At 39.0% G+C, this 25,203-nt stretch carries 23 protein-coding genes; 12 read left to right on the top strand and 11 right to left on the bottom strand.

Going from position 1 to position 25,203, the window contains the following annotated elements:
• Nucleotides 1-53 precede the first annotated feature (53 nt).
• The gene (locus tag KZC02_RS28300; protein WP_221391740.1) at nucleotides 54-1,247 is read left to right on the top strand and encodes a class I SAM-dependent RNA methyltransferase; all 1,194 of its coding nucleotides are present in this window, start codon (nucleotides 54-56) and stop codon (nucleotides 1,245-1,247) included.
• A 50-nt stretch (nucleotides 1,248-1,297) separates the two neighbouring features.
• Nucleotides 1,298-1,459, top strand: coding sequence for a hypothetical protein (locus KZC02_RS28295; protein WP_221391739.1), 162 nt, complete (start codon nucleotides 1,298-1,300; stop codon nucleotides 1,457-1,459).
• Between the two features lie 96 nt (nucleotides 1,460-1,555).
• Here the strand turns inward: KZC02_RS28295 and KZC02_RS28290 are convergent, their stop codons facing one another.
• Complete coding sequence (locus KZC02_RS28290; RefSeq protein ID WP_221391738.1) at nucleotides 1,556-2,602, bottom strand: hypothetical protein; 1,047 nt, start codon at nucleotides 2,600-2,602, stop codon at nucleotides 1,556-1,558.
• Nucleotides 2,603-2,793: 191 nt separating this feature from the next.
• On the opposite strand from KZC02_RS28290, the gene KZC02_RS28285 reads away from it, so the two are divergent.
• The 8 genes from KZC02_RS28285 (at nucleotide 2,794) to KZC02_RS28250 (ending at nucleotide 11,907) form a co-directional block, all read left to right on the top strand.
• A complete protein-coding gene (locus tag KZC02_RS28285; RefSeq protein ID WP_221391737.1) occupies nucleotides 2,794-3,525 on the top strand; it encodes a DUF3891 family protein in 732 nt (243 codons plus the stop codon).
• A gap of 101 nt (nucleotides 3,526-3,626) precedes the next feature.
• Complete coding sequence (locus KZC02_RS28280) at nucleotides 3,627-4,199, top strand: hypothetical protein (RefSeq protein WP_221391736.1); 573 nt, start codon at nucleotides 3,627-3,629, stop codon at nucleotides 4,197-4,199.
• A gap of 151 nt (nucleotides 4,200-4,350) precedes the next feature.
• Nucleotides 4,351-4,617, top strand: coding sequence for a hypothetical protein (locus KZC02_RS28275; protein WP_221391735.1), 267 nt, complete (start codon nucleotides 4,351-4,353; stop codon nucleotides 4,615-4,617).
• Between the two features lie 394 nt (nucleotides 4,618-5,011).
• Complete coding sequence (locus KZC02_RS28270; protein WP_310590380.1) at nucleotides 5,012-6,436, top strand: ATP-binding protein; 1,425 nt, start codon at nucleotides 5,012-5,014, stop codon at nucleotides 6,434-6,436.
• A 31-nt stretch (nucleotides 6,437-6,467) separates the two neighbouring features.
• A complete protein-coding gene (locus KZC02_RS28265; protein ID WP_221391734.1) occupies nucleotides 6,468-10,067 on the top strand; it encodes a response regulator in 3,600 nt (1,199 codons plus the stop codon).
• A gap of 97 nt (nucleotides 10,068-10,164) precedes the next feature.
• The gene (locus KZC02_RS28260; RefSeq protein ID WP_221395218.1) at nucleotides 10,165-10,530 is read left to right on the top strand and encodes a response regulator; all 366 of its coding nucleotides are present in this window, start codon (nucleotides 10,165-10,167) and stop codon (nucleotides 10,528-10,530) included.
• A 7-nt stretch (nucleotides 10,531-10,537) separates the two neighbouring features.
• Nucleotides 10,538-11,347, top strand: a complete 810-nt coding sequence (locus KZC02_RS28255) for a protein-glutamate O-methyltransferase CheR (RefSeq protein ID WP_221395217.1) — start codon at nucleotides 10,538-10,540, stop codon at nucleotides 11,345-11,347.
• A complete protein-coding gene (locus tag KZC02_RS28250) occupies nucleotides 11,329-11,907 on the top strand; it encodes a chemotaxis protein CheB (RefSeq protein ID WP_221391733.1) in 579 nt (192 codons plus the stop codon). Before KZC02_RS28255 ends, KZC02_RS28250 begins: the two co-directional genes overlap by 19 nt.
• Before the next feature lie 255 nt (nucleotides 11,908-12,162).
• Here KZC02_RS28250 and KZC02_RS28245 read toward each other — a convergent pair whose 3' ends face one another.
• A complete protein-coding gene (locus KZC02_RS28245) occupies nucleotides 12,163-12,618 on the bottom strand; it encodes a hypothetical protein (protein WP_221391732.1) in 456 nt (151 codons plus the stop codon).
• Between the two features lie 63 nt (nucleotides 12,619-12,681).
• Nucleotides 12,682-13,362 (bottom strand): hypothetical protein, encoded by a 681-nt coding sequence (locus KZC02_RS28240; protein WP_221391731.1) that lies wholly within the window; start codon nucleotides 13,360-13,362, stop codon nucleotides 12,682-12,684.
• 470 nt (nucleotides 13,363-13,832) lie between these two features.
• Between KZC02_RS28240 and KZC02_RS28235 the strand changes: the two genes are divergently transcribed.
• The gene (locus KZC02_RS28235) at nucleotides 13,833-14,210 is read left to right on the top strand and encodes a DUF983 domain-containing protein (protein ID WP_221391730.1); all 378 of its coding nucleotides are present in this window, start codon (nucleotides 13,833-13,835) and stop codon (nucleotides 14,208-14,210) included.
• Between the two features lie 49 nt (nucleotides 14,211-14,259).
• On the opposite strand, the gene KZC02_RS28230 is transcribed toward KZC02_RS28235, so the two are convergent.
• The 7 genes from KZC02_RS28230 to KZC02_RS28200 form a co-directional block, all read right to left on the bottom strand.
• Complete coding sequence (locus tag KZC02_RS28230; protein WP_221391729.1) at nucleotides 14,260-15,132, bottom strand: helix-turn-helix transcriptional regulator; 873 nt, start codon at nucleotides 15,130-15,132, stop codon at nucleotides 14,260-14,262.
• A 25-nt stretch (nucleotides 15,133-15,157) separates the two neighbouring features.
• Complete coding sequence (locus tag KZC02_RS28225) at nucleotides 15,158-16,315, bottom strand: family 1 glycosylhydrolase (RefSeq protein WP_229253856.1); 1,158 nt, start codon at nucleotides 16,313-16,315, stop codon at nucleotides 15,158-15,160.
• 181 nt (nucleotides 16,316-16,496) lie between these two features.
• A complete protein-coding gene (locus tag KZC02_RS28220; protein WP_221391728.1) occupies nucleotides 16,497-17,651 on the bottom strand; it encodes a glycosyltransferase family 1 protein in 1,155 nt (384 codons plus the stop codon).
• A gap of 933 nt (nucleotides 17,652-18,584) precedes the next feature.
• Nucleotides 18,585-18,884 carry a hypothetical protein gene (locus tag KZC02_RS28215; protein WP_221391727.1) on the bottom strand — a complete coding sequence of 100 codons (300 nt, stop codon included), beginning with the start codon at nucleotides 18,882-18,884 and terminating at the stop codon, nucleotides 18,585-18,587.
• A 125-nt stretch (nucleotides 18,885-19,009) separates the two neighbouring features.
• Nucleotides 19,010-20,410, bottom strand: coding sequence for a glycoside hydrolase family 140 protein (locus KZC02_RS28210; protein WP_221391726.1), 1,401 nt, complete (start codon nucleotides 20,408-20,410; stop codon nucleotides 19,010-19,012).
• A gap of 316 nt (nucleotides 20,411-20,726) precedes the next feature.
• Entirely contained in the window at nucleotides 20,727-21,572 is an 846-nt protein-coding gene (locus KZC02_RS28205) for a sugar phosphate isomerase/epimerase (RefSeq protein WP_221391725.1), read from the bottom strand.
• A gap of 91 nt (nucleotides 21,573-21,663) precedes the next feature.
• On the bottom strand, nucleotides 21,664-23,601 hold the full coding sequence (locus KZC02_RS28200; RefSeq protein WP_221391724.1) for a CocE/NonD family hydrolase: 1,938 nt from the start codon (nucleotides 23,599-23,601) through the stop codon (nucleotides 21,664-21,666).
• Nucleotides 23,602-23,821: 220 nt separating this feature from the next.
• On the opposite strand from KZC02_RS28200, the gene KZC02_RS28195 reads away from it, so the two are divergent.
• Nucleotides 23,822-24,607, top strand: coding sequence for a class I SAM-dependent methyltransferase (locus KZC02_RS28195; protein WP_221391723.1), 786 nt, complete (start codon nucleotides 23,822-23,824; stop codon nucleotides 24,605-24,607).
• Nucleotides 24,608-24,653: 46 nt separating this feature from the next.
• Here the strand turns inward: KZC02_RS28195 and KZC02_RS28190 are convergent, their stop codons facing one another.
• Nucleotides 24,654-25,187 carry a DUF4199 domain-containing protein gene (locus KZC02_RS28190; RefSeq protein WP_221391722.1) on the bottom strand — a complete coding sequence of 178 codons (534 nt, stop codon included), beginning with the start codon at nucleotides 25,185-25,187 and terminating at the stop codon, nucleotides 24,654-24,656.
• Nucleotides 25,188-25,203 lie beyond the last annotated feature (16 nt).

Below are 25,203 nucleotides of genomic sequence, written 5' to 3'. Positions count from 1 at the left end.
ATCTTCAACAGCAAACGTGTAAGTTTGTGCTTTTCTTACTTTCGAATTAATTCATGTCATTATATACCACCGCTGCCCCTGTTACCATTACCTGCAATAAACGCCTCGCCCCATATGTGGAGCAGGAAGTAAAAGATCTGGGATTTGAAATTGAAGAAGCTTTTATAACCGGAGTACGTATAAAGGGTACCATCAACGACTGTATTAAACTAAACCTAAACCTGTATTGTGCGAGCCAGGTTTTGTATAGTCTTCAGCAATTTGAGGCAAAAAATGCAGATGATGTATATAATCATTTATTGAAAATAAGCTGGGAAGATATCATCCCCGACCCTGGTTATTTTTCAGTAACAAGCAATGTCCAGAATCCGACCATTAACAATAATATGTTTGCCAATGTGCGGGTAAAAGATGCTATTGTGGACAGGCTTCGTGAAAAAAGGGGGACGCGGCCAACTACTGGCCCGGAACTGACTGGTGCTGTGATACATCTTTTCTGGAAATTCGATTATGCCGAAATATTTATTGACACTTCCGGTGATTCACTGGCACGGCATGGTTACCGTAAAATCCCTGGACGTGCGCCGATGCTTGAAGCTTTGGCGTCAGCAACAATACTGGCGAGCCGCTGGGACAGAAATTCTCCATTTATAAATCCTATGTGCGGTTCAGGTACGCTGGCAATTGAAGCTGCACTGATCGCAAGTAACAGCCGACCGGGATTATTCCGTACCAATTATGCATTTATGCACTGCCAGGGTTACGACGAGGAAATATATTTTGCCGAACAGGATAAGCTCGAACAACAGATTACCGAAGTACCGGGACTACGCATCATTGCCAGCGATTACAGCGAACTGGCGGTTGTTAATGCAAAAAAGAACGCAATAGCTGCCGGTGTAGCTGATATGATTGAATTTGAAGTTTGTGACTTTGCCAGTGCTGAAGTTCCGGTTGGTGAAAAAGGCGTCTTTTTTGTCAATCCTGAATATGGCGACCGGCTTGGAGATGTGGATGAACTGGAAGAAACCTATGGAAGAATTGGGGATTTCATGAAACAGAAGTGCGGCGGTTATTATGGTTATGTTTTTACGGGGAATCTGGATCTTGCAAAAAAAATCGGCCTTAAAGCGAAACGAAGAATAGAATTTTATACCAGTACGATTGATTGCCGGTTGCTGGAATACGAGTTATACGAAGGAAGCAGGCAAATCAAGACTATTGTAGCCTCTCCTGAAGCTGAGTGAGCCTGGCACAATTGTTATATAATATGTGACATAACCAACATTAAATTGTTATGAAACAGTCACAAACGTCCAACCCAAAGTCTCAGACCCAGTCGAAGACAGAAAATAAAGATAATCTGGACAGCAGACATAAGGAAGAAGAAACAGTGAAAGGTGACCATATCACCAATAATAAAAAACAAACCCAAAGCCAGGGTAAGAAAAAGGATTAGGAGCTAAGAATGATGAATTTAGAATTGGGAAGTTGGGGTTCAACCCGGCTTCCTTTTTTTATTATAATTATGAAATATACATTTCTATTAATACTATCATCTTCGTTTGTCCACGATTGAAACCGGCACCGAATTGCCTTTTCGATGATTAATTTTAAAACGATAGAACGGCGTATTATCTGCGTCGGATTTATTAAGGCGAATTACCAAGTCCCCCGTTCTGGTTGTACCTATCCGTCCTCCACCAGGAAAATAATTAGGAGCAAAAGGATATTCCTGACTTGAAAACGAACCGGGGCGGTCGTAATAAAAATCAAAGTTTTGTTTTCTTATTTCAAGAAATTCACCGGAGGAAGTAACTTTAATTAGCTTTTTGCCATCAGAAACCGCGTAAATTCCGGTTGGATCTAATTTAACTTTCCGGTTCTTATTTTTAAAAACCCTGTCAACCTGAATACCTTTCCGGTCATTCGTATCGATAATAATTTCGGTATCAATATCCGGCGTATTTCGTTTAAAATGTTCATAGTCTTTGTAAATACCCCGCGCAGGTTTGTCCGTGAGGTACATGGGAATTTTTAATTTTTCAAGGCTATCAAGATCATAAAGTTCTTTCAAAGAATAATAAAATGCATTTTCAGATGTTTTATTCTGATCCATAATTACCCGATTTCTTATTTCGCACAACTGGTCACTTATAGAAGAAAGTAATTTTTCATTCGAATTTTTGCCCCGTATTACATATATACTGTCCACAGTTAATATTTCAGTGTACGCTTTTGTACCCCGGGAAGAAAACAAACGCATGGATAACTTAAACTTTCCTGAATTTTCGGATCCACTTAGAAAGAGTTCGTTCAAAATTAAAACGAGTTCTGTTTCTACACCTATTAATGGCTGTCCTACAAAAATATGAGCCAGTGTGTCTGTAAGGTTTCCATTAAAACTGACACTTTCTATTCCGCTTTTCTTTCCTTCCAAAAACCCTAAAAGCTGATTGTCTGACCGGTTATCAATAGAATAGATATTTGTGAATGGTGATGCAGGTATCATACAATCGGTAGTAATTTTCAGGTACCGATCCTGTGCATTCGAGACACATGCAATGAGGAGAAAACAGATAAAGCACCAGACCCATTTCATAGAAACTGATTTAAGGAAGTTATTTACAATACGTTATTCGACAACATCTTATCAAAGTTAAATATTAGATCTTAAACCTGTGACTCATATTTGCTGGATTCTAAACTGAAATAAAAATTAATGTGTGATTTAATAAGTGCGGCATACTATTTGATCTGACCTCAAAAAGTAAAGTTTATTTAATTTCATTCATGATTGTAAATTACCTGGAAAACGGGTGGCAGATTATTTCCCAGAGAGCTCATGGTTTATTAGCCGGAGAAATATGTTTTCACTGGAAAAAAGAAAACCGGCCGGAACGATGGCTGGAAACAATTATTGCCACGGCCGGGCACGACGATGTTTTCAACGAGTTTGACTCTGACAATAAATTAATCAATGAAAATGGCGGGCCGGTTAACTTTAAATCAAGAAAGTTTGAAAAACAAAAATGCGATGAATTAATAGGATATGCATTAACCAAAAGCCGGTATATAGCCTTGCTAACTTCCCGTCATATCAGATTTTTGTACGGCAGTTCAGATTATAAGGCCGCAAAAAAATATGCTGATAATCTGCAAAAGCAGGAATCTGTCTGGAAAAAAGAAATTGGCCTGAATGAGAACGAACTGATACATGCGTATGCCATTTTGGAATGGTGTGATGCTTTTTCGTTATTAATCTGTCAGCAACTGATACAGCCTGAAAACAGAAAGATCGAGATCAGTACCGGACCTGACCAGCAATGTTACCAGCTTTATTCACTGGATGAAAAACATCTGCATGTGGATCCCTGGCCTTTTGAGTCAGAACAATTTGAGATCCGGTACGAATCCAGAACCATAACCCAGCTGCAATTCAAGGATGTTAGTGAATTTCGCAAAATCCTATTGGATGTTACACCCGAACTTCATGTTTATCAGGTAAGCAAACCAAAAAACTGAAAGAGGTATACGTAAACAAAATTCATATTGTTCTAAATTGTTTCCGAAAAGTAATTACCAAGACAAAAAAACGTTTAAAGCATCGGGAATTAAAAATTGAAATGAAAATTTACAGCTTACTCTCCATTCTTGCCTTATTGCTGACCTCTTGCGATTGGTTCGGAAATTCACCCAGTTTTGGTGACGATTTTGTCACTTATACCATTCAGGCCGGAAATCATGAAGTGGATCACAATTCCAATGGTTTATTTACCTCCTCTGGTATGCGGTTTCAGGCTGTATTTGACAGTACATGCATTTACAAGACTTCTATTCCTGAAAACCAAAATGATATCAATAAGCTACTGGGTTTTTCTGACTGCAGTTCTCAGCACCAGGCAAACAGTGCACGATTTGGCTGGAACTGGCGGGATCATGCATTACGGATCTATGCCTATATTTATGTCAACGGACAAAGACAGGAAAAAGAACTCGGAACTACGGAAATTGGTAAAATAACCAGCTTTGGCCTGAAGACGAATGAGAATACTTATGTTTTTACATTTAACGGAATTGAAACCGTAATGCCCCGCCACTGCTCAGGTGGAGTTGGTATTGCGTACAAATTGCTCCCCTATTTTGGCGGCGATGAAACAGCACCTCATCAGATGAAAATTAAGATCCGGGACATTTAATTCATGCCACAGATCCCAACAACTCCCCGTTTACCTGAATATAATAGTTAGTACAATATTTGCTGTAAACACAGAAGCACCTGAATCTGCGATTCAGGGGAAAAATAATTCCCAACAATAAGGCCGCTAATGAGCCGGATAGCCTTTTTTCATGATGGATAAACAGCAAATTTCAAAGGAAGAATTGATTAAAATAAAGGATTTTTTGTCCCGTGTCAGCGAAACCAATGAGGATACACAATATGATCCATCGCAAGAAAATATTGTAGATGCAATTATTACTTTGGTTAAAGAATTAGAAAAGACCTCTATTGTTGAGGATTTTAACGTTCCGTATATCCACCCCATGATAACCGTTCAAAAATGGAGTGTAGAACTTAAAGAGATTGTGAGTGATCTTTTGGCAGAAAAATCATGAGATCTGTTCAGTAAATCTTTCTTTTTCAATTCTAACAAATGAATTTTCAGGTATGATATTTATGAATATGCTTTGTGCACACACTTTACACTGAAAATTCGTATAGGCATAAACGTTTTAAACCGGTGATTTAAACGAATTAATAAGGTAAGAATCCTTTCTTTCTGACTTTATCTTCTCAGGTAACAATTTTTTATTATCTATCCTATGACACTATAAGACCGGAAAACAATGATATTTTTTAGTTTATTATGATTCTTATTGTCGACGACAGACCCGAAAATATATTACCATTAAGGAAAATACTGGAGTTAAATAATTTTGAAACTGACAGCGCCGGATCAGGAGAGGAAGCTTTAAAAAAATCCTCAATACGAGTTATTCTGTCATTATCATGGATGTTCAGATGCCGGGAATGGACGGGTTTGAAGTTGCAGAAGCTGTTTCCGGTTTTAATAAAGCGAAGGACACACCGATCATCTTCCTTTCGGCTGTGAATAAAGAAAAGAAATTTATTACAAAGGGATATTCATCCGGCGGTATTGACTACCTGACCAAACCAGTTGATACCGATATTTTACTTTTAAAAGTAAAGACTTTCAATAAACTCTACGAACAGCAGCAAGAGCTTAAAATAATACAGAATTCCCTGCAAAAAGAGATTGAGATCAGGAAACAGGCTCAGGATAATCTGGCAGAAAGAATGCAGGAATTGCGCTCTGTTATGGAATCGTTACCTCAAATTGCATTTACGCTTGGCATGGACGGTATTATTGAATATGTAAACGAGCATTGGTTTCAATATTCAGAACTAGCAGGCAGATTTCCGGATGTTCATCCCGACGATCACGAGGTATATGACAAACTCAGGAAGAATATTCAGGACGGAATTGAATTTAGCTGGGAATTACGGCTTCAACACTTAAAGACACAGGAGTACAAATACTTTTTATTAAAGGCGATTCCCATTTTTCAACAGGCTGCAATTATTCGCTGGGTGGGCACATTTACAGATATCCATCAGCAAAAAATGGCCAATGAACTTTTGGAACATAAAGTTGAATTACGGACAAAAGAACTGCTCAACAAAAACTCTGAACTTGAAAGTACCAACCACGAGCTCCAGCAGTTTGCTTGGGTGGTATCGCACGACCTGAAAGAACCTTTACGAAAAATTCAAACGTTCAGTCATCTGGTTAAGGATAAATTTCTGAGTACTAATGCGGAAGCAGCATCTTATCTTGATCGCTCCATTGGTGCAGCAGCGAAAATGTCGAGGCTCATAAGTGACCTGCTCGATTATTCAAGGCTCTCAGTCAATGCAGAGTTTTCCCCTACTAATCTTAATACGCTGATTAATGAACTTCTGGTTGATTTTCAAGAAGTTATTACTGAGAAAAAGTTTGAAGTCAATCTGGGATATATTCCTGTTATCGACACGATTCCGAGCCAGATCAGGCAGGTATTTCAAAATCTGATCAGTAATGCCCTGAAATTCTCGCGCCACGATACCACACCATATATTAAAATCACATCAGAGCTGATCGATGTAAAATCAATTGATGGCAATCAGGACAGAAATGGTGCATATTGCCGGATTATTATTGCAGATAACGGTATTGGTTTTGATGAAAAATTTCTGGATCGTATTTTTGTTATATTCCAACGACTTAATAATCAGGCCGAATATGAAGGAACAGGCATAGGGCTGGCTATTGCGAAAAAAATCATGGACAAACACAATGGTTTGATTTCGGCTCAAAGCAGTGAAAATGGCGGGGCACGCTTTATTCTGGTACTTCCTGTTTCCCAACCTTAAAACTTAAAGATCAAGCATCATTATCAATGCCATGAGAAGGACTTCTAACTCTATTATTTTTCAGTTACAGATCGTTTTTACAGCTTCAATTATATTACTGATCCTGAGCCTTACCGCCTCTTATTACAGTACTCAGAAACTGATTGTTAATTCCCAGCTGGTTAACCATACAAACCAGGTACTGATAGAGGCCGAAAACATTATATCCTACATTAAAGATGCTGAGACCGGACAACGCGGGTTTCTGTTAACTCTGGATCCTGTATTTCTTGAACCTTATAATGGTGCTTACAGCAGGACAACGGCATCTTATAATAATCTGATAGCGCTTACTCTGGAAAACCCAATCCAGCAAAAAACACTTATTCCACTCAAGGAACGCTACGAAGCCCGATTTGCCCAAATGGAAAGGGTAATAGATTTTGCAAGAAAAAGCCCACTGTATCTCGTTAATTCCGATGAAAGGAACAATGAAATGCGAAAAGGCAAAAAGATCATGGATGACACCAGGCTGATCGTCAATCAGGTAAAATCAGAGGAAGAAAAAACTTTAAAGGAGAGACTTAGCCAGCAGGAAATTTATATCAACTACACTCCTTTTCTTTTACTTTTTGCTGCTTTGGTTTCGATCCTGATCACAGGTTTTGCGTATTTCAGGATTAAAAGAGACATGAATAACCGCTTGCTGCAGCAATTGGAAGAAGAGAAAAAATACGGTGAAACCAGGCATAGGATCAATAATCTGGAAGAAATTACAAAAAAAATATCTTCTGGGAATTATACAGAAAGAAGTGCTGATGTTGGTGATGATGAAATAGGCCGGATTGCCGTCGCATTAAATTCCATGACCGGCTCTCTTGAGCAAACTTTTACTACACTTACAAATGAGGCCTGGCTGCAGGTTGGAACTGTACAGGTCAGCGATGCCATTCGTGGCGAACGTGTCCTTAAAAAACTGGCAGCTAATTTGATCCAGACCCTTACTGGTTATATTAATGCGCCTCTTGCCACGATATACATTCTGGATAGCGACTGGGACTTTACCCTGGGTGCAAAGTATGCCACAATGGATGCACCGGAACAAATCATCTCCGGACAGGGGCTTTCAGGACAGGTTATCAAAAACAAAAAGCCGCTGATTGTGAAAGATATTCCTGAAAACTATATCAATATTTCTTCTACTTTGGGATCGGCTAGTCCGGCTGTGCTTGTGATACTCCCACTGGTTTATGCGCACGAATGTATCGGGGTTATAGAACTGGGATTGTTAAAATACCCTGAGCCGCTGGAAATAAAGTTCCTGGAAGAAAACCTGGAAGCAATGGCCATTGGCATAAACAGTGCTTTAGATTACGCAAAACTTCAAAACTTCCTGGAAGAAACGCAGGCACAATCCGAAGAACTGCAAACACAGCATAATGAACTCGAAAACCTGAATACGGAACTTGAAGCGCAGTCACAAAAACTGCAGGCATCCGAAGAAGAATTAAGGGTTCAACAGGAGGAATTACAGCAAACCAATGAAGAACTGGAAGAAAGAAGCGGATTACTGGAAGAAAAGAATTTTGAAATACAGCGAAAAGCCGAAGAACTTGAACTGACAACAAGGTACAAATCGGAATTCCTGGCAAATATGTCGCATGAATTACGCACGCCGCTCAATTCAATTTTATTGCTAAGCCGGTTACTTGCCGAAAACGATGAAAAGACTTTAAGTAATGATCAGGTCGAATATGCAACTGTAATTCAGTCGTCAGGAAATGGATTATTGGGTTTGATTGATGAAATTCTTGATCTTTCCAAAATTGAAGCCGGTAAAATGGAACTGGAATTTGATCAGGTTTCGCTGAAAGAAGTAAGTGTAGATATTAAATCGCTCTTTACACAGGTTGCCAGGGAAAAAGGACTGGAATTTACAATTACACTCAGCCCCGAAATTCCGGCTTTTATTGAAACGGATAAAATGCGTTTGGAACAGATACTTAAAAACCTGATATCCAACGCGATAAAATTCACTTCAAAGGGAGCTGTAACTGTTGACATAAAAGCAAGTCACGAGGATAACAGGATTTGCTTTGTCGTCAAAGATACCGGGATCGGAATTGCTCCTGAGAAACAACAGCTTATTTTTGAAGCTTTTCAGCAGGCAGACGGATCAACAAAAAGAAAATACGGAGGAACAGGCCTTGGACTTTCTATCAGCAGAGAATTGGTTAAGCTTCTTGGAGGTGAAATCACAGTATCCAGCCTTCCTGGAAAGGGAAGTGAATTTACCATGTATATTCCTGTCGTTAATTCGGAGACGGAACAAAATCCTATTAAAGAGAACTTATTTTCGTTAAGAAATGAAAACCAGCAAAAAGTCAGATTTCCCGACCCTTCTCAGTTTATCAGCACAGTTGTTCCTCAAAATATACCGGACGACAGACATGTTATAACCGGCACCGATAAAGTAATTCTGATTGTTGAAGATGATACTTTGTTTGCAAGATCACTCCTCGATTACACCAGAAAACAAGGTTATAAGGGAATAGTCGCGGTGCGGGGTGATGAAGGACTGGAACTGGCCGGAACTTTTAACCCGTTAGGAATTCTGCTTGATATTCAACTGCCTGTGATGAGTGGATGGGAAGTGATGGATGCACTAAAAGCCAATCCTGAAACGAGGCATATTCCGGTTCATATTATGTCGTCACACCGTATGAAAAGTGAAAGCATGATGAAAGGTGCTGTTGATTTTATCGACAAGCCAATGGTGATAGATAAAATGCATGATATTTTTGAAAAAATTGAGTATGTGATCAGCAGAAAAGCAAAAAAGGTGCTTATAGTTGAAGATAATTCAAAGCATGCCAAGGCCCTGGCCTATTTTTTAGGGACATATAATATCAATTCTGAGTTGAAGGGAGACATTTCAGAAGGAATAAAAGCATTACGGGAAAATGAAGTAGACTGTGTTATACTGGATATGGGCATTCCTGATAAAAGAGCATACGAGACTTTGGAAGAAGTAAAGAAGAATCCGGAATTTGGGAATATCCCTATTATTGTATTTACCGGAAAAAGCCTGTCGATGACCGAAGAATTACGGATAAAACAGTATGCGGATTCAATTATTGTGAAAACAGCCCACTCCTACCAACGTATGCTCGACGAAGTTTCATTGTTTTTGCACGTTGTGGAAGAAAGTAAAAAACCAACCGCAAAAACGAGTGAATTTAAAAGGTTAGGTGGCCTGAATGAAATATTAAACAATAAAACGGTACTGATAGCGGACGATGATGTAAGAAATATTTTCTCATTGTCGAAGTCACTTGAAAACTATAAAATGAATGTTATTACGGCGCTGGACGGAAAAGAAGCCATGCAAAAACTTCACGAAAATCCGTTGGTGGATGTTGTATTGCTGGACATGATGATGCCGCAAATGGATGGTTACGAAACAGCCAGAAAAATCCGGGAAAATTACCAATGGAGAAACCTGCCGGTGATTGCAGTAACAGCAAAAGCTATGACTGGCGACCGTGAAAAGTGTATTAACGCCGGCGCATCGGATTATATTACCAAACCGGTAGATATTGATCAGCTGATGTCATTGCTGCGCGTATGGCTTTATGAGAAAAGTGTTTAAAAAAAGAATAGGGTGAAAGATCAACGGTTAAAGCACTACTCTTTAATAAAAAAATATAATAATTAACCTTGTAACCCTTAACCTTTTACCATTTAAAATTATGAAGAAGAAGGTGTTGATTATTGATGATGATGCGCGGAATATTTTTGCCTTGTCGGCTACATTGCGCGCGCGATCCTATGATTGTATTTCCTGCTCGGGAGCACCCGAAGCATTGGAACTGCTAAAAACAGGAAAAGATATTGACGCCATTCTGATTGATATGATGATGCCGGAAATGGATGGTTATGAAGCTATTCCCATTATCAAGAACTTGTATAACCGAAAAAATACGCCCGTCTTTGCGGTAACAGCGCAGGCTATGGTGGGCGACAGGGAGAAATGTTTGCAGGCGGGTGCCGACGGATATATTTCCAAACCGATCAATGTCGATCAATTGCTACAGCTATTGGCAAAAATATAGAAATGTGATGATTGAAGATGAAGAGATAGATATTTTATTAAATGATTTGTTTGATATACACGGCTACGATTTTACAAATTATTCGAAAGCGTCTATCAAAAGACGTGTTTTGCGCCTGTACTCTCTGGATAAATTCCCAAGTTTTGCCGAATTGAGATACCGCATAAAAACGGATACTACTTACCTGAAACGTTTCGTGGAAGAAATTACAGTGAATGTGACTGAAATGTTCCGCGATCCCAGTTTTTACCAGTCTCTCCGAACCGATGTGCTGCCTGTACTAGGCACCAAACCTTTTATTCGTATATGGCATGCAGGCTGTTCCACAGGTGAGGAAGTATATTCTATGGCAATATTTTTAAAAGAAGCCGGCCTTTTAAGGAAATCCCTTCTCTATGCCACTGACCTGAATCCTACTGTGTTGGAGAAAGTCAGAAAAGGCATTTTTCCATTAGACCAAATGAAGCATTATTCTGAAAGTTATATTGGCTCAGGGGGGCAAAAAGATTTTTCATCTTATTATACTGCCAATTATGGACAGGCAAAATTTGACCAGGAGCTTTCAGAAAAGATCATTATTTCCACACATAACCTCGTTTCAGATAGCTCGTTCAATGAATTTGACCTGATATTGTGCCGTAACGTCCTGATTTATTTCGATAAAGACTTACAGGACAGAGTACTAAAACTTTTCGATGCAAGTCTGGGGCCGTTGGGCTATCTGGCGTTGGGCACGAAAGAAACACTTAAATTTTCGGCTATTCAAAATAATTACAAGCAATTGAACAGGGAAAAAATATGGAAGAAAATAGTTTAAATCTGCCCGTTGAAATTGTAGTGATCGGAGGATCTGCCGGAAGCCTGGAAGTGCTTTTTAAACTATTACCATTGCTTCGCCCGGATTTGTCACTTTCTATTATTATCATATTGCATCGCCGCAATTCGGGTGATTCATCACTGGCCGAACTCTTGTCTACCAAAACCACATTGCCATTAAACGAAGTAGAAGATAAAGATGCCATACTTCCAGGTTATATTTACCTTGCACCATCCGACTATCATTTACTCATTGAAAAGGACTATACCTTCTCTTTGGATTACTCCGAAAAAATCAATTTCAGCAGGCCCAGTATCGACGTTACATTTGAATCCGCTGCCGATATATATGGATCGTCTATGGCTGGAATTATCCTGTCCGGTGCCAACGAAGATGGTACCAAAGGGCTAAAAGCTATAAAAAATGCAGGCGGAATAACCATTGCCCAAAATCCTGATACTGCCCAAATGCCTCTTATGCCTCAACACGCCATTAGCCATGTGGGAATTGAATCGGTACTGACTGTTAGAGAAATAGCTGGATTTATAAATGGATTGTGATAAAAAAATGAAGTTCGTCCCGATTTCAATTGGATGTTTCTTGTGAGGCTTTTGTAAAGTGACCATTTTTAAGTTTGGCGTTTTTCAAATAATTTATAGGTTATTAAAATGATCAACAATCATTTAAGTACATGCTTTCGTATTTTCCTAAATACTTGCAATCTATAAAATAATGATGGATTACTAAGAAAATCTGCTAGACGAAGAGGTCTGAAATTAAAACCTGCTCCTGTTTGCCAAATTCCAATCCGAGCGTTAATTCAAGCCTGATAAACTTTCGTATTGCCCCTTGGGTAATTTGATAGTTTGCGACTGAGAACCATTGGTTGCTTTTACTTTGGTAAGCGTACCTCCGGTAAATGAAAGGCCAAAGAGAAGTGCAGCGCCCGGGCTGATCTTATGTCCGAATTTTGCATCCAGCCCAATACCGGTGGTGCTGCCTGTAACCGTTACGTTGTAACCAGCGACAACCGTTTTATCACTATATGACTGCCAACCTAAATTTGCTCCGAGTAAAACATAGTTATTGGTATTGGCGAGTACTATCCTGTTGAGATATGATGCCGTAATGCATTGTGATATCGTCATTAAAATCGCCTCCCACATCTTTTTTGTTCCAGCTTGCCCAGATTTGAAATCTAGGCGGCAATGGCTTTGCGTTTGTAATGCACCTGCATAAATAATAAAAACCAACGGCAATTTCAGCTCCATGAAGTGGCTTGGCAAGGACGAAGCCGGTTTTCCCAAAGGGTTAAGTATCTGGTAAGCCCCATATTATGGCTGTGCATTTTTGGATATGTACAGAATTCCATTCTGGGTTCCACAATAGGAAAATTCTGAACCGCTACCGCAAAGTGCCGCAGAAGCTGAGATATAAATCCGGGACTTGCTGTCTAAAAACAGACTGTTGATCTGATGCCTGGATGGTAAGGTAATTATGGCACCCAGGGAATTTTTAATGCTTTTATTTTCAATATATCCTCCTGACTCTTCACGATTGACCAGATACTCAATTCCCGATGCCGACTTTACACGGTTTGTTACAACCGCCGTTTGCTCATCTCGATAAGAAGGAGGATACGGAGACCAGGAAGAACCCTGGTCCAGACTGTAATAGAAAGGATTTGTAGCAAACAAATCGTCGCCATGATCCGAATACTTACTCAGAACATTCAGGGCTGATAAAGTATCATTTTTGGCTGCGAATCCAAACAGCCCGCTATTGGAATCATAACCACCATCCTGCCACGTCTTTCCCTTATCTGTTGTCTTGTATATATTTTTCCCGTCTGTAATTACCAGACTGGCGTCGATATCTCCATAGGCTGCTATTATTTCCCTTGAGTCCGGAGCAGTTAAAATATACCAGTCCTTATTTTCTATGATAAGGCCAATGTCAGTCGGGTTAACAGAATCATCTTTTTTGCAGGAACATACAATTACAAGTAATGTCAAAAAAAGTATAGTGATTTCATGACTTTGTTTAAGTTATCTTAGCTATGAAGGTAGAAAGTAAACATTTAGTTACAAGCAGATACATGTTAACAAATTATTAAGTTCGGGGTATTTAGCTCACTCAGATCTAACATAGTGGTATTGATAACTTAATATTTGACCTGCCTGAAGGGCAAAAACGATGCCGTACCTTTGTTTTTTAACAGAGTATTTTCCTGAAATAGAATTTTTTCATAAATATTTTAATTTTCTGTCAATTATCAAGCTTAGTTGATGTATTTTGTTTGATTAATTTTTATCGAAACTATTAACTGCCTGCCAGGGATTAATTAGTAAAACCATTGATTAGTACCACAAAACAAACAATTTGTCTTTTCGAGGCAAATAATAAATACGGACATTTGTGACGGGTAAATGGCATGATTATAACAGTTACATTTACCAGGAAACGCTAAGCAATGATTTCAGTCATGAACCACAAAAACAGATTATATACCGTCCTTTTTAATAAATGCCCACGCTGTGGAGAAGGTGATTTTTTTATCACTAAAAGTGCTTATGCCAAAAATTTTGACAAGATGCATAAACACTGCCCTAATTGTGGAGAAAACCTTGTTCCTGAGCCAGGTTTTTATCAGGGTGCTTTATACATGAGCTATGCTTTTTACGTAGCATTTATGGTTAGTTATTTTTTGGTGTTCGTTAACTTCTTCGAAAAATATCTCGATTACTTTTTATACAGCATCATTCCTGTACTGATTATATTAACTCCTTTGTTTTACAGACTTGCGCGCAGATCCTGGCTGGCTTTGTTTATCAAACCGGCAAAAAATAATGTAATGCCTTAGGTAGAATGAAAAGTCTAGAGTTCAGAGTTTAGAGTAATGTGATTTCACTTTAAACTTTAGATTTTTTTCTGAATGTTTCGGGGGATGTTCCTTCGTACTTTTTGAAGAATTTGGTAAAATAGGAATTGTCGCTGAAATTTAACTCATACGCAATTTCAGATATGTTCATTTCCAGGCTGACAAGCATTCTTTTCGCTTCCAGTATAATGCGGTTACGAATTACTTCACCAGCTTGTTTACCCAGATGTTCCTTTACTAATGCATTCAAATGATTGGGCGTAACACTCAATAAATGCGCGTACTCACCTGGTAATCTGACCGTAACATAGTTCTTTTCAACCAGTTTTTGAAAATTCCTGACAACTGCATTTTGAACATGATGTACGGTATTGTCAGGATTAACAATTACATTTTGTTCTATCATTACAAATAATTGAAGCAGGATCAAACGAATCATATCTTCGCGCAAAACATGATTCGACTGGTATTGCAGGACCAGGTCTTCTGATAGGTTTATAATACTTTTCCTGATTTCTGCTGGTAAGGTCAGTACACTTTCTTCTGTAATGCCGTTCCAGAATGAAAAGCTGTCCAGATAATCGGTTTTCAGTAAAAAAGACCGGAAGAATATTTCTGAAAAATTCACAACATAACCGTCCATATCTCCTTCAAAATCCCAGGTATGCACTTGTCCCGGTATCATAAAATAGATTTGAAAAGGCGCTACTGCAAAATGACGGAAGTCAATAGTATGAGTTCCCCCACCCTTAGTAAATAACACAAACTGATAAAAACTATGACGGTGAGGGAACACAAGATTCTGATGTTCAGCAAGATATTGTGCAAAACGGCTGATCATTATATCATTTTCACGATATTCGGAAAGTGCACAAAGATCAAGATTGGGAATACTGGTCTGCATATTCCGCTAATGTAATATATTTTTGCTAACGGATCATATTTGCCAGTTTCTGCTGCGATTCGAGTAAGGCGTGAGCAGAAGGTTCATGCAAAATCCTGTTATCCGATAACGCTCCTGAATCGGTATCCCACACACCGGAATGATGCCAGTTTTTAAGATTATCCCAGTCCGGACGGTCAATTATCGGATATATGCAAACTCCCCAGAAGGGTATGTTCAGTTGTAAAACCTTGCCGATTTCACTGGTAATCTGCCGGATCCATACTGGCCTGTCTACACCAGGATGGCTTGTTTCTGTAAGTGCAATCGGACGATTATACCGCAAATAAGCGTCTCTTAACAAATCGGATAACAACCGGAATCTTGGATCAGGCACACGGTCATTCCATCCTAAAAACTGAAAATTTCCTATTACCCACTGATTATTGTAATAATAATTGAAACCCAAAATATCCAGGTATTCAGGTTTGCCTCCTAATTCCGGACATATTTTTCCGCATAACATATCCACAGACTGAAACTGTAATTCATGCTGTTTTCGGGCATCCAGAATTTCTTCGGGTGTAGCATTTAAGGGCGGCACCATGTTCACCAGCGGCTCTGTCGTAAGTATTACCGTAGCAGGGTTTATTTCTTTAAAAGCCTTTACACCAGCAATATATGCCCGCATAAGACCGTACTTCACTTCCCATCCGTTGTGCCTGCAATAAGGGGATGTGCCTGCCACATCGCCGCCAAGCCAGGAAATAAAACTTACCTCATTAATAGGTGTAACAATCAGTGTTTCATCAGGATTAACCGAAAAATAAAATGTAGCAAATGCTTTACATAAAGCGACAAAACGCCTGGTGAAATGGGGATGTAAGGGGCTGAGATCATCAGGATAACCAAAATGGCATATATCCCAGATCTGCTGAACGCCGTTTGCTTTACCGGCATCAATCATTTGATGAACCGTACTGAAATCATATTCATAGGGTTCCTTTTCAATCTGGCTCCACCGAATTCCTTCCCGTACAGTAGTAATACTAAAAGTTTGCAATTGCTTATAATCTTCATTAATAAGCTCTAAATGAGAAGTAATATGAAGGAAATCCACTCTGTTTCCGTGGGTGTTCAGTTGGTCTGTACATTCGTAGCCTCCCATCCAGAACGATTGGAACGGATTCTTAATTTCTGCCATTGTTTACTTTTTATCTTGTATAAATGATTTAATTCCATCTCTTACCGGGGATTATATTTCCGGGCATTTTTACATCTTAAACTTAAATTCAGCATGCCCGTATTGAAACAGCGACTGCTGTGGATCACAGCAGTCGCATATTCTTAACCGCACCTGCGGCCGGTTATATCTTCTTTTTGTACTAAACTTTCGATACACCATTAACCGAAACTGTAATCTTGTTTCTGCTACCAATTGTTGAAATCATTGCGTCCGTCATGGCTGAACAGGTAATATCCCATGAATTGCTGGCCAAAAACTGATCTACTTCTTCAAGCCATTTGCTTTTATCCTGGTTATTAAGCTGACTTTCAATTGCATCAACGAAGTCTTCCGAATCCACTCCTATTGATACCAGTTTGTTCTTTGCATAAGGATTAATAACGTCTTTAATCGCTGTTGAAACCACAGGAACGCCTCCGCAAAGGTACTCAGGTGTTTTGGTAGGACTGATGAATCGTGTTGATTCATTTAGCAAAAATGGCACCATCGCAACTTCCCAGCCCGATAAATATTTAGGCAGCTCTTCATAAGATTTGGAGCCTAAATAATGGACATTCTTATTTTTTGGCAATGTTTTCGGATCAATTTTAACAATTGGCCCGATCAGGATAATATTCCAGTCCGGCCTTGCATCTGCAATTCCCTGAATCAGATTGCTGTCAAAACGCTCATCAATTACACCATAAAAACCAATTTTCGGCCCTTTGATATTGGCCTGATCAGCCGGCTCCTGCCCTTTTACTCTTGCTTGCGAAAAATGCTTTTTATCTATACTGCTTGGAAACGGATGGATATTGTAGTGTTGCATCTTCTTGGATTCATACAAAGAATGTCCACCGGTAAAAACAATATCAGTACTGTTAAAGAGCTGTTTCTCCAAATTTTTCAGTTCCTCCGGCGCAAATTTGAAAGCAGACAATTCATCCATGCAATCGTAAACGGTAAGGCCTGCCTTCATATGTCCTGAAAATTCCAGGGCCATTGGCGTATAATACCAGAAAATAAATTCTGAGGCATCTTTATTGACAAAGAAAAATTTAAGCAGTTCTTTCAATTGCGCGTTGATCTCTGTTTTACTCAATCCTTTGGAAAGATGCGGAACACAAACCCACAGATTCGGCATTCTTTGGGAAAAAGTCAGATACGGCATATCGGTTGAACCAAACACAGGTTCTTCCAAAAAATAAACTGCTGTAAACTCAGAAAAACGTGTTAATAAATGTTGAGGACGTTGGTAAACAAAGTCCCAGCGCAGATGCGATAAACATAATAAATTTTTGGGTAAACGCGTCATATGTTGAGTTAAAAGAAAAATTGAATGTTGATTAAATTGACCTTGGCACAAAAATATTTTAACAGTACAATTTCTGTACTGAGTCATTGGGTTCTAAAAATTAATTACGGTTTGATAAACGCAGGTGGAAGCTTACTAAGTCTTCGGGCAAACACCTGGAAACCGCGGATATTTATAATTGCTGCTTAATTTGGTTTAAGAAAAATGCAGCAAGTAAAAATTTATAAAAATTGCTGACATCATACTTTCTTAGAATCATTCGGTAAATCGTAAAATTCCCCTTCCCAATTTACAAATTATTAAACTAGCTTTTCACTTTTAATAATATTTAAATTGCATAATGTCTATATAACAATTGTGCCAAAGCATAAATTACAAGTTTATCTATGGTTAATTATACGTATTACCAAAGAATCTGATCATTCACTTATTAGGAACACACTCTACCAAACTGCCATAGGGGTTGATATTCCACAAGTTTATTGGGAACTTAAATTAAGCGAACAACCCTGATTGTAATCCATTTACATTATACACTTATCAGAAAATCCAAACGAAAACCAATCATTAACATAAATTTTAAACGTAGATATATATACGTCATATTAAAATCATATTAAATCTCCACAATGAAGTGAGTATTGTAAACCAACAATCTGATAACAAGTAATTTATGTATTAAATAATAAGGTTTTTACTTGATGAACAAGCAGTATTCCGGCAAAAAACCACTTAGGCTTGTCTTATTTTTCCTGATTTTACAAATTTCGGGATATACAATTCTTACAATGGAAACAATCAGTTGCCAACCTGTTCCTCAATTGTCTAATTTCGACTGTAAAAACTACATTTTACGTATTTATTTTAAATTACAAGGCAAAAAAATGAAACCTGTCCGCAACGAACAGGTTTCATTAATGGCAGCAATAAATATTAGTTATCTGTCTTTTTCTTGGTTACTTCCTGCACTTTTTCTTTTGTTGCGTCATAAGCCTTTTCAGTTCCTTTGGCCACTTTTTTAGCCACTTTTTTGGTTCCTGCTCCCACCACTTTCGCATCTTTGCTTACTTCTTCACCAACCACTGTTGCTCCTTTTTTAACGCCTTTCCCAACCTTTTTGGCTACTTCCTTGGTTTTGTCGACAGCTTTTTCAGTTTTTGTCTTTGTTGTATCCTGGGCATAGGAAACAGTTCCAAAAGCAAGAAAAGCTGCAATTACTAATACTTTTTTCATGATTATTTTTCTTGGTTTAATATTTCCGGAAATCTACGATGATAACGGGACAACTTGGATTATTTTACGTCATTAAGACTATAAAACTCAAATTGAGTAACATAAATTATAATTTAAAACCGATTTTATTTTAGATTATCAAATCCGTAATTTTTCGCAGGATCATCCAAAACCAAAATCCAGTCTTTTCCATAACCTGCCGTTGGTGGTTTGAACTGGTGTCGGCCCTTGTTATCGTATTTCCCAATCAGTTTTGCCTCTCCTTTGCGCGGATCGAACCAATATGCATTAAACTGATTACCTGAAATTTTTCCTGCATTAACCGTAATTTGACGTCCGGCGGCCGTATAAATAAAAGCATAGTCCTTCCCTCTTGTTGCCTGGATACGGTCTGCAGGTCCGTAATTATTTTCTTCAATAAGCGATTGGTCAGGAACACGGTCCAATATTGGCCTGGATGTCATCAGTTTTTTCACAAACGTCATCTGTTTTGCTCCGGGCAGATCAAGAGCTTCCTGCCATGGGAAATGCGGGCCATTGATCGGCTCCCGTTCTTTCGAATACATTTGCCAAATATCATGACAACCATATGTATGCCCGAATGCGCCCGCAAATAAATCCAGATAAGCGAATTTTCTCACATCATAGGCATTGGAAATACCCAGATCGGTTGCGTTGAAACATACCGGATGATCTTCATAAATAGGTTCTGCGTCAACAACTGGTTTAACCGGCCTGCGGTTGTAAACAAATGAAACCTTATCGTAAGTAATTTCATCCCGGCAATGCCCGTCCTGTAACATATTGAAATCCAACCATTCATCTCTATGAAACCAGTTAGAGGATCCGCCCATTCCGACACTATTTGGCTGCGGATGAAAACTTAACAATGCTTTGTCTTTTCCATCCGCACCTCTTTCCAAACCTTCCGCCATCAATCTCCATATTTTCACATCATCAGAATCCTTTCTGGGCGTGCGGTCGCCACCTAAAATCCAGACTATATTTTCACGTTTTTTATAGCGGTTTCCAATCCATTCACCATAAGCGGCGGCATTGTTTACATTAAAAATTTCAGGGCCTTTTCCCCAGTTATCCTTAAAAACTTTATCCCCCCAGGTTGGCAGTAAGGCTATTACAATTCCATATTCAGCGGCTTTGTCGATGATATAATCAACGTGCCTGAAATACGCATCATTTGGCTTTGAAGGATCGTTATTAATTAATGGTTTATCTCCCAGTGCATTAGGTGTGTTCAATCCATCAATTTCTGCCAGGGCAACGGCCTGAACCACTGTAAATCCTTGCTGGGCACGGTGTTTTAAATACTGGTCCGCCTCTTCACGATTGAGCCTGTGAAACAATTCCCAGGCCGTATCTCCCAGCCAGAAAAAAGGCGTCCCATCCTGATGAACCAGAAACCGATGATTATCAGACACTTTAAGCCGTCCGTGAGAAAAAGGTTGTTGGGCCTGACTTATGTTTTGTGTTAAAATTAATATCAGCAGCAGTGCAAGGTTTTTCATTTTTGGCAAGATGTTAAGTTGCTGTTAAAAGAAAAATAATGATGGAATTTACCTTCACCTATTGTAACATGACAAGCATAATATTTAGAGAAAATTACAGGATTGAAAAGATTGAAATTATGGGGTTAAAGATGTTATTTTATAAGAAAACGCAATGAGTACAGAAATTTTCTGCACGCATTGCGTTTTTAACTTTTAAACATTTATTTAACTTAAAATCCCGTTAATCCCGAAATCCTCCCAAAAAAATGAGTCCGGTTTCTAACAGAAAAACATAGCCATATTGGATATTCAGCGTGGAAACTTTTTTTTAACCTCACTTCAGCTTCCCAACTTCCTTATTATAATACTTAACCGTCTCCATCACAGAGGGCAAATTACTTGGCAAAGTTTCAGCGTCTCTTTCGATATAAATCGGGCCTTTGAATCCTTGTTTTTTCAATTCAGCAAATACAGCTGGAAAATTTACCACACCTGTTCCCACTGTTACATCTTTCAGTTTCGGATCATTGAACGCCGCAATGTCTTTAAGGTGTATGGCTATAATATGGCCGGCCAGTTTTTTCACACCATCCACAGGATTAACACCACTTTTCGGCCAGTGTCCCAGATCCGCACAAGCACCGAAATTTGGATGGCCTTTAATCGCTGCCAATACGGAATCAGGATGCCAGTATGCACTTACACCTTTCCAGTGCTCATGTATAGCCACCTTCATTCCATAAACACCCGCCAGACTGTCAATGCTATCCCACATATTAACCGGAGGCTCGGTTGTTACAAACTTTACACCAAGTTCCTTAGCGATTTCAAATTCCTTTTTCCAGGAATCCACTGTTTTTCCTCCTCCAATGTAAATGGATTCTATTTTCATTCCTCTGTCAGCAACCAACTTTTTCAATTTTGCCACACTTGCCGGAGACAGTTGGGATATAACAGAATCCTTTAATTCCGGCCCCGATCTATGAAACGTCATTCCTTCTATGTAATCAATACCGGCGCTGTCCACCTTGGCCAATGCTTCCGGAAAAGAGATCGTGTGAAAGGTATACATGGCCACTCCCAGTTTCCAGTCATTCTTAGGATCGGTTTTCTGGCTGTATGCTTTATTCATCAACATGGTCAGCAATAACATACCGGCAATCAGTATTAATTTTTTCATAGGTATTATCAGGTTAAATATGTAATAAAAACAGATTCTGCCATTCGGACAAAATCATATCTAAACGAACAAAGAAAACCAGGTATGAAAATTACTCAATAACCCGCACGCCGATATAAGAACTGCTTGTACCCGAAGAATAAATCCGATGTTTGGCAGAATGAAAATCCTGTTCCGAAGCTTTATAAATATTAACAAACTTCTGCGGGTTTCTGTCAACCAAAGGAAACCAAGAACTTTGTACCTGGATCATGATCTTATGTCCTTTTTTGAAACGGTGTGCTGCATCCTGCATATCAAATTTCACGTTTTCAATTTTATTAGGAACCATGGCTTCCGGTTTTGCAAAGCTTTTTCTGAACTTCGCACGCATCACTTCACCCCTGATCAAAAGCTGAAAACCACCCATTTTCATATTCGGGTTTACAGGACTGTCATTAGGCGCATCACCAGGGTATACATCAATTAATTTTACCACAAAATCAGCATCTGTACCCGTTGTGGATACAAACAGATCTGCAAACACGTTACCTGAAATAGTAATGTCTTCCTTCAAAACTTCCGATTCGTAGACCAATACGTCGGGCCGGCTTGCTGCAAAACGCTGATCTTCATACATATAGTCACTTCCCCGGATAATCCTGATTTCGGAAGTGTAGGGAACAGGTTTGGCAGGATCGCTGATATATTCCGTAAATGCAGGTTTGGCGTTCACCTGCATGGTGGTCATAGTTGGCGAAAAGGAAAGTGTCCCATCCGGATGCAGATAGAGCCTTTTTTCCACCGTATTTTTTGGCGGCCACTGGTCGTATTTTCTCCATTCATTTGCTCCTGTTTCAAAAATAAATGCCTTAGGAAGTTTGGCATCTGGCTGGTCTTTCAGATAATGATTAAAATAAGGCAATTCAATTTCCTTCTCGTAATACAAACTGGTCTTTGATCCAAAACGGATATTGCCCAGCGATTCACCCGTACCCCGTGCCCATCCTCCGTGTATCCACGGACCCATTATGAGCAGATTTTCAGATTTTGGTTTGTTTGATTCTATGGCCTGATACGTTTTTAAAGGGCCGTACAAATCTACCTGGTCAAACCACCCTCCTACTACCATGACCGCAGGCGTTATGTTTTTCAAATGCGGAACCGGCGTACGGGCTGTCCAGAAGCCGCCGTATACATCGTGCTCCATCATTTGATTCCAGATCCGGTTTTCACCCTTGAATATCTTTTCATTCACATTTTTCAATGGCCCCAGTTTCAGGTAAAACTCATAAGAATCCGGAGTTCCGTAAGCAGAGAACGGAGGAGTTCCTTTTGGCGTTGGTACCGGCCGTGGTGCCCCATAGGATGATAAAAATGAAAATGTACCCATCAGAAAAAATGCACCGTTGTGATGCCGGTCGTCACCCATAAACCAGTCTGTTACAGGAGCCTGTGGAGAAGCTACTTTCAGTGCAGGATGCGCTTCGATGGCAGTCATGGTGGCATAATAACCAGGTGCGGAAATTCCCCAGCTGCCTACTTTACCATTATTTCCATCAATGTTTTTAATGATCCAGTCGATTGTATCAAAGGTATCTGAACTTTCATCTGTATCTGTTTTCGCTTTTTTTACCTGAATAAATGGACGATAAGCCTCAAAATCACCCTCCGACATATACTTTCCACGTACATCCTGATAAGCAACAAGGTATCCTTCCCGTGCAAAAAGCATACTTGGACCAATAGAAGTTTTAAACAATTCCTCTCCATAAGGTGCGCTGCTGTACGGAGTCCGGTTGAGCAAAACAGGATAGGTTTTAGAAGCAGAAATATCCTTCGGAATGTATATGGCTGTGAACAGTTTTATCCCGTCACGCATCGGTATCATGCGTTCAATTTTAGTGTAATGCTCGCGGATGTACAACGAATCTTCATTGACTTTGGCTTTTTGCGCAAAAGTTAAAAACGGTAATGAAATAAATGTGAACAGAAAACAAATTTTTACAAAGCGCTTTTTTAAATGAACAAAGGATTTTGAAAATCTCATAGATTGAATGGAGTGAAAAGTAAATGGATTTCAAGGATTAGGAAATTAGCCCTACATGTTGGCTAAATTAAGGATTTTGCCTGCTTTTGAAGGCAGGAGCCCGCAAAAAATCTGTGGTATAAAGGAATAGATTTTGCTGTATTGCTTTTTATATTGGTTTCATTGTATTTATTTGAGAAAATAAATGAAGAATTCAACTCAACAGCAATAATCCTTAACTATGAAGACAAAAACAATCAGAGAGCTATTTTATGATCACAATGGAAACCTGATCCATAAATGGGACCATTATTTTGATATTTATGAAAAATATTTTTCAAAATACCAGGGCAAGGAAATTAATATGCTGGAAATTGGAATTTCACACGGCGGCTCTCTTCAATTATGGAAAAAGTATTTTGGTGATAAGGTCCATATTCATGCGATCGACATTAACCCCGAGTGTAAAAAGTTTGAGGAAGAAAATGTAACCGTTTATATCGGATCGCAAAATGAAGAAGTTTTTCTTAGCGATCTTGCCAGAACATTACCCGAAATGGATATTATTATTGATGACGGCGGCCATACGATGAGCCAGCAGCTGGTATCTTTCGAATATCTTTATCTTAAAGTAAAAGAGGGCGGCGTTTATATTGTGGAAGACACACATACTTCCTACTGGACTGAATTTCATGGCGGTTTGAGAAATCCGGAAAGTTTTATTGAAAGGTCTAAAAGGCTCATTGACTCACTGTACGATAATCATATTCATGACGATAACGACAAAAAGAAAGTAGCCGTCAATGAAATAACCAGCCATATTAATGGCATTTCTTTTTACGACAGCATGGTGGTTTTTGAAAAAGAAAAACGTAAAAAACCTTTTCATATACAGGTCGGCAATGAAACCATAACACCATACATACCTACTGAGCTGAAAAAAGAAACGTTACTTTCCAGAATGAAATCGGTATTTAAAGAGAAGAAAAAACATAGTTTCGATTTAAACAACCATGGCAAAATTTAATTTGTCATACGTAACATAACCAATACTCTCCACAATTAAACAGCTCCTAAACAGTGATTTGCGTTTTGGATTTTCTTTTTAATATCAATGCGCTGATTAGTGAAACTACGAGCCCGACCGGGATCACTTCCATATAGGTAAGCAACAGTACCAAAAGTGGATTTTTATACATTTCTTTATAATCAAGCATTTCGGCAGCTTTTTTATCAATTTCCATCTGATCTGCACCTGCTGCTTTAATTTCCCTCATCACATGCGCTGTGTATTTATCCATAAAATCAGGAATGAACAGGTAATAATCAATCACCCAGGCAAGAACATACATGGTTGAGGCGATCAAAGTAATATAAATCCCGATCCGGAACGCTTTGCCAAACGTGATAAAACCATTATTAAACTTATCACGGAGGTTTTTTACACCCACAAAAATGAGAGAAAAAGCCAGGATCATGGACGAGTAGCCCAATACCATACTGCTTTGAAAATCCTCATTCTGGTAACAGATAGAAGTAACTACTACCATGAATCCAGCCAGGATAATTCCTGAGATCAATCCGCAAACTATTACATTTCTTCTCATCTTTAATTTTGATTTA

This window comes from Dyadobacter sp. NIV53 (genome assembly GCF_019711195.1).
In the GTDB taxonomy this organism is placed as follows: Bacteria; Bacteroidota; Bacteroidia; order Cytophagales; family Spirosomataceae; genus Dyadobacter.
Note: the sequence above shows the minus strand (reverse complement) of the source record. Positions and strands in the feature narration are given on the sequence as shown.

Excerpts from the sequence above, each read along its gene's own strand:
- KZC02_RS28300 (WP_221391740.1), top strand. The coding sequence starts at position 54 with ATGTCATTATATACCACCGCTGCCCCTGTTACCATTACCTGCAATAAA.
- KZC02_RS28295 (WP_221391739.1), top strand. The coding sequence starts at position 1,298 with ATGAAACAGTCACAAACGTCCAACCCAAAGTCTCAGACCCAGTCGAAG.
- KZC02_RS28290 (WP_221391738.1), bottom strand. The coding sequence starts at position 2,602 with ATGAAATGGGTCTGGTGCTTTATCTGTTTTCTCCTCATTGCATGTGTC.
- KZC02_RS28285 (WP_221391737.1), top strand. The coding sequence starts at position 2,794 with ATGATTGTAAATTACCTGGAAAACGGGTGGCAGATTATTTCCCAGAGA.
- KZC02_RS28280 (WP_221391736.1), top strand. The coding sequence starts at position 3,627 with ATGAAAATTTACAGCTTACTCTCCATTCTTGCCTTATTGCTGACCTCT.
- KZC02_RS28275 (WP_221391735.1), top strand. The coding sequence starts at position 4,351 with ATGATGGATAAACAGCAAATTTCAAAGGAAGAATTGATTAAAATAAAG.
- KZC02_RS28270 (WP_310590380.1), top strand. The coding sequence starts at position 5,012 with ATGGATGTTCAGATGCCGGGAATGGACGGGTTTGAAGTTGCAGAAGCT.
- KZC02_RS28265 (WP_221391734.1), top strand. The coding sequence starts at position 6,468 with ATGAGAAGGACTTCTAACTCTATTATTTTTCAGTTACAGATCGTTTTT.
- KZC02_RS28255 (WP_221395217.1), top strand. The coding sequence starts at position 10,538 with ATGATTGAAGATGAAGAGATAGATATTTTATTAAATGATTTGTTTGAT.
- KZC02_RS28250 (WP_221391733.1), top strand. The coding sequence starts at position 11,329 with ATGGAAGAAAATAGTTTAAATCTGCCCGTTGAAATTGTAGTGATCGGA.
- KZC02_RS28245 (WP_221391732.1), bottom strand. The coding sequence starts at position 12,618 with ATGGAGCTGAAATTGCCGTTGGTTTTTATTATTTATGCAGGTGCATTA.
- KZC02_RS28235 (WP_221391730.1), top strand. The coding sequence starts at position 13,833 with ATGAACCACAAAAACAGATTATATACCGTCCTTTTTAATAAATGCCCA.
- KZC02_RS28230 (WP_221391729.1), bottom strand. The coding sequence starts at position 15,132 with ATGCAGACCAGTATTCCCAATCTTGATCTTTGTGCACTTTCCGAATAT.
- KZC02_RS28225 (WP_229253856.1), bottom strand. The coding sequence starts at position 16,315 with ATGGCAGAAATTAAGAATCCGTTCCAATCGTTCTGGATGGGAGGCTAC.
- KZC02_RS28220 (WP_221391728.1), bottom strand. The coding sequence starts at position 17,651 with ATGACGCGTTTACCCAAAAATTTATTATGTTTATCGCATCTGCGCTGG.
- KZC02_RS28215 (WP_221391727.1), bottom strand. The coding sequence starts at position 18,884 with ATGAAAAAAGTATTAGTAATTGCAGCTTTTCTTGCTTTTGGAACTGTT.
- KZC02_RS28210 (WP_221391726.1), bottom strand. The coding sequence starts at position 20,410 with ATGAAAAACCTTGCACTGCTGCTGATATTAATTTTAACACAAAACATA.
- KZC02_RS28205 (WP_221391725.1), bottom strand. The coding sequence starts at position 21,572 with ATGAAAAAATTAATACTGATTGCCGGTATGTTATTGCTGACCATGTTG.
- KZC02_RS28200 (WP_221391724.1), bottom strand. The coding sequence starts at position 23,601 with ATGAGATTTTCAAAATCCTTTGTTCATTTAAAAAAGCGCTTTGTAAAA.
- KZC02_RS28195 (WP_221391723.1), top strand. The coding sequence starts at position 23,822 with ATGAAGACAAAAACAATCAGAGAGCTATTTTATGATCACAATGGAAAC.
- KZC02_RS28190 (WP_221391722.1), bottom strand. The coding sequence starts at position 25,187 with ATGAGAAGAAATGTAATAGTTTGCGGATTGATCTCAGGAATTATCCTG.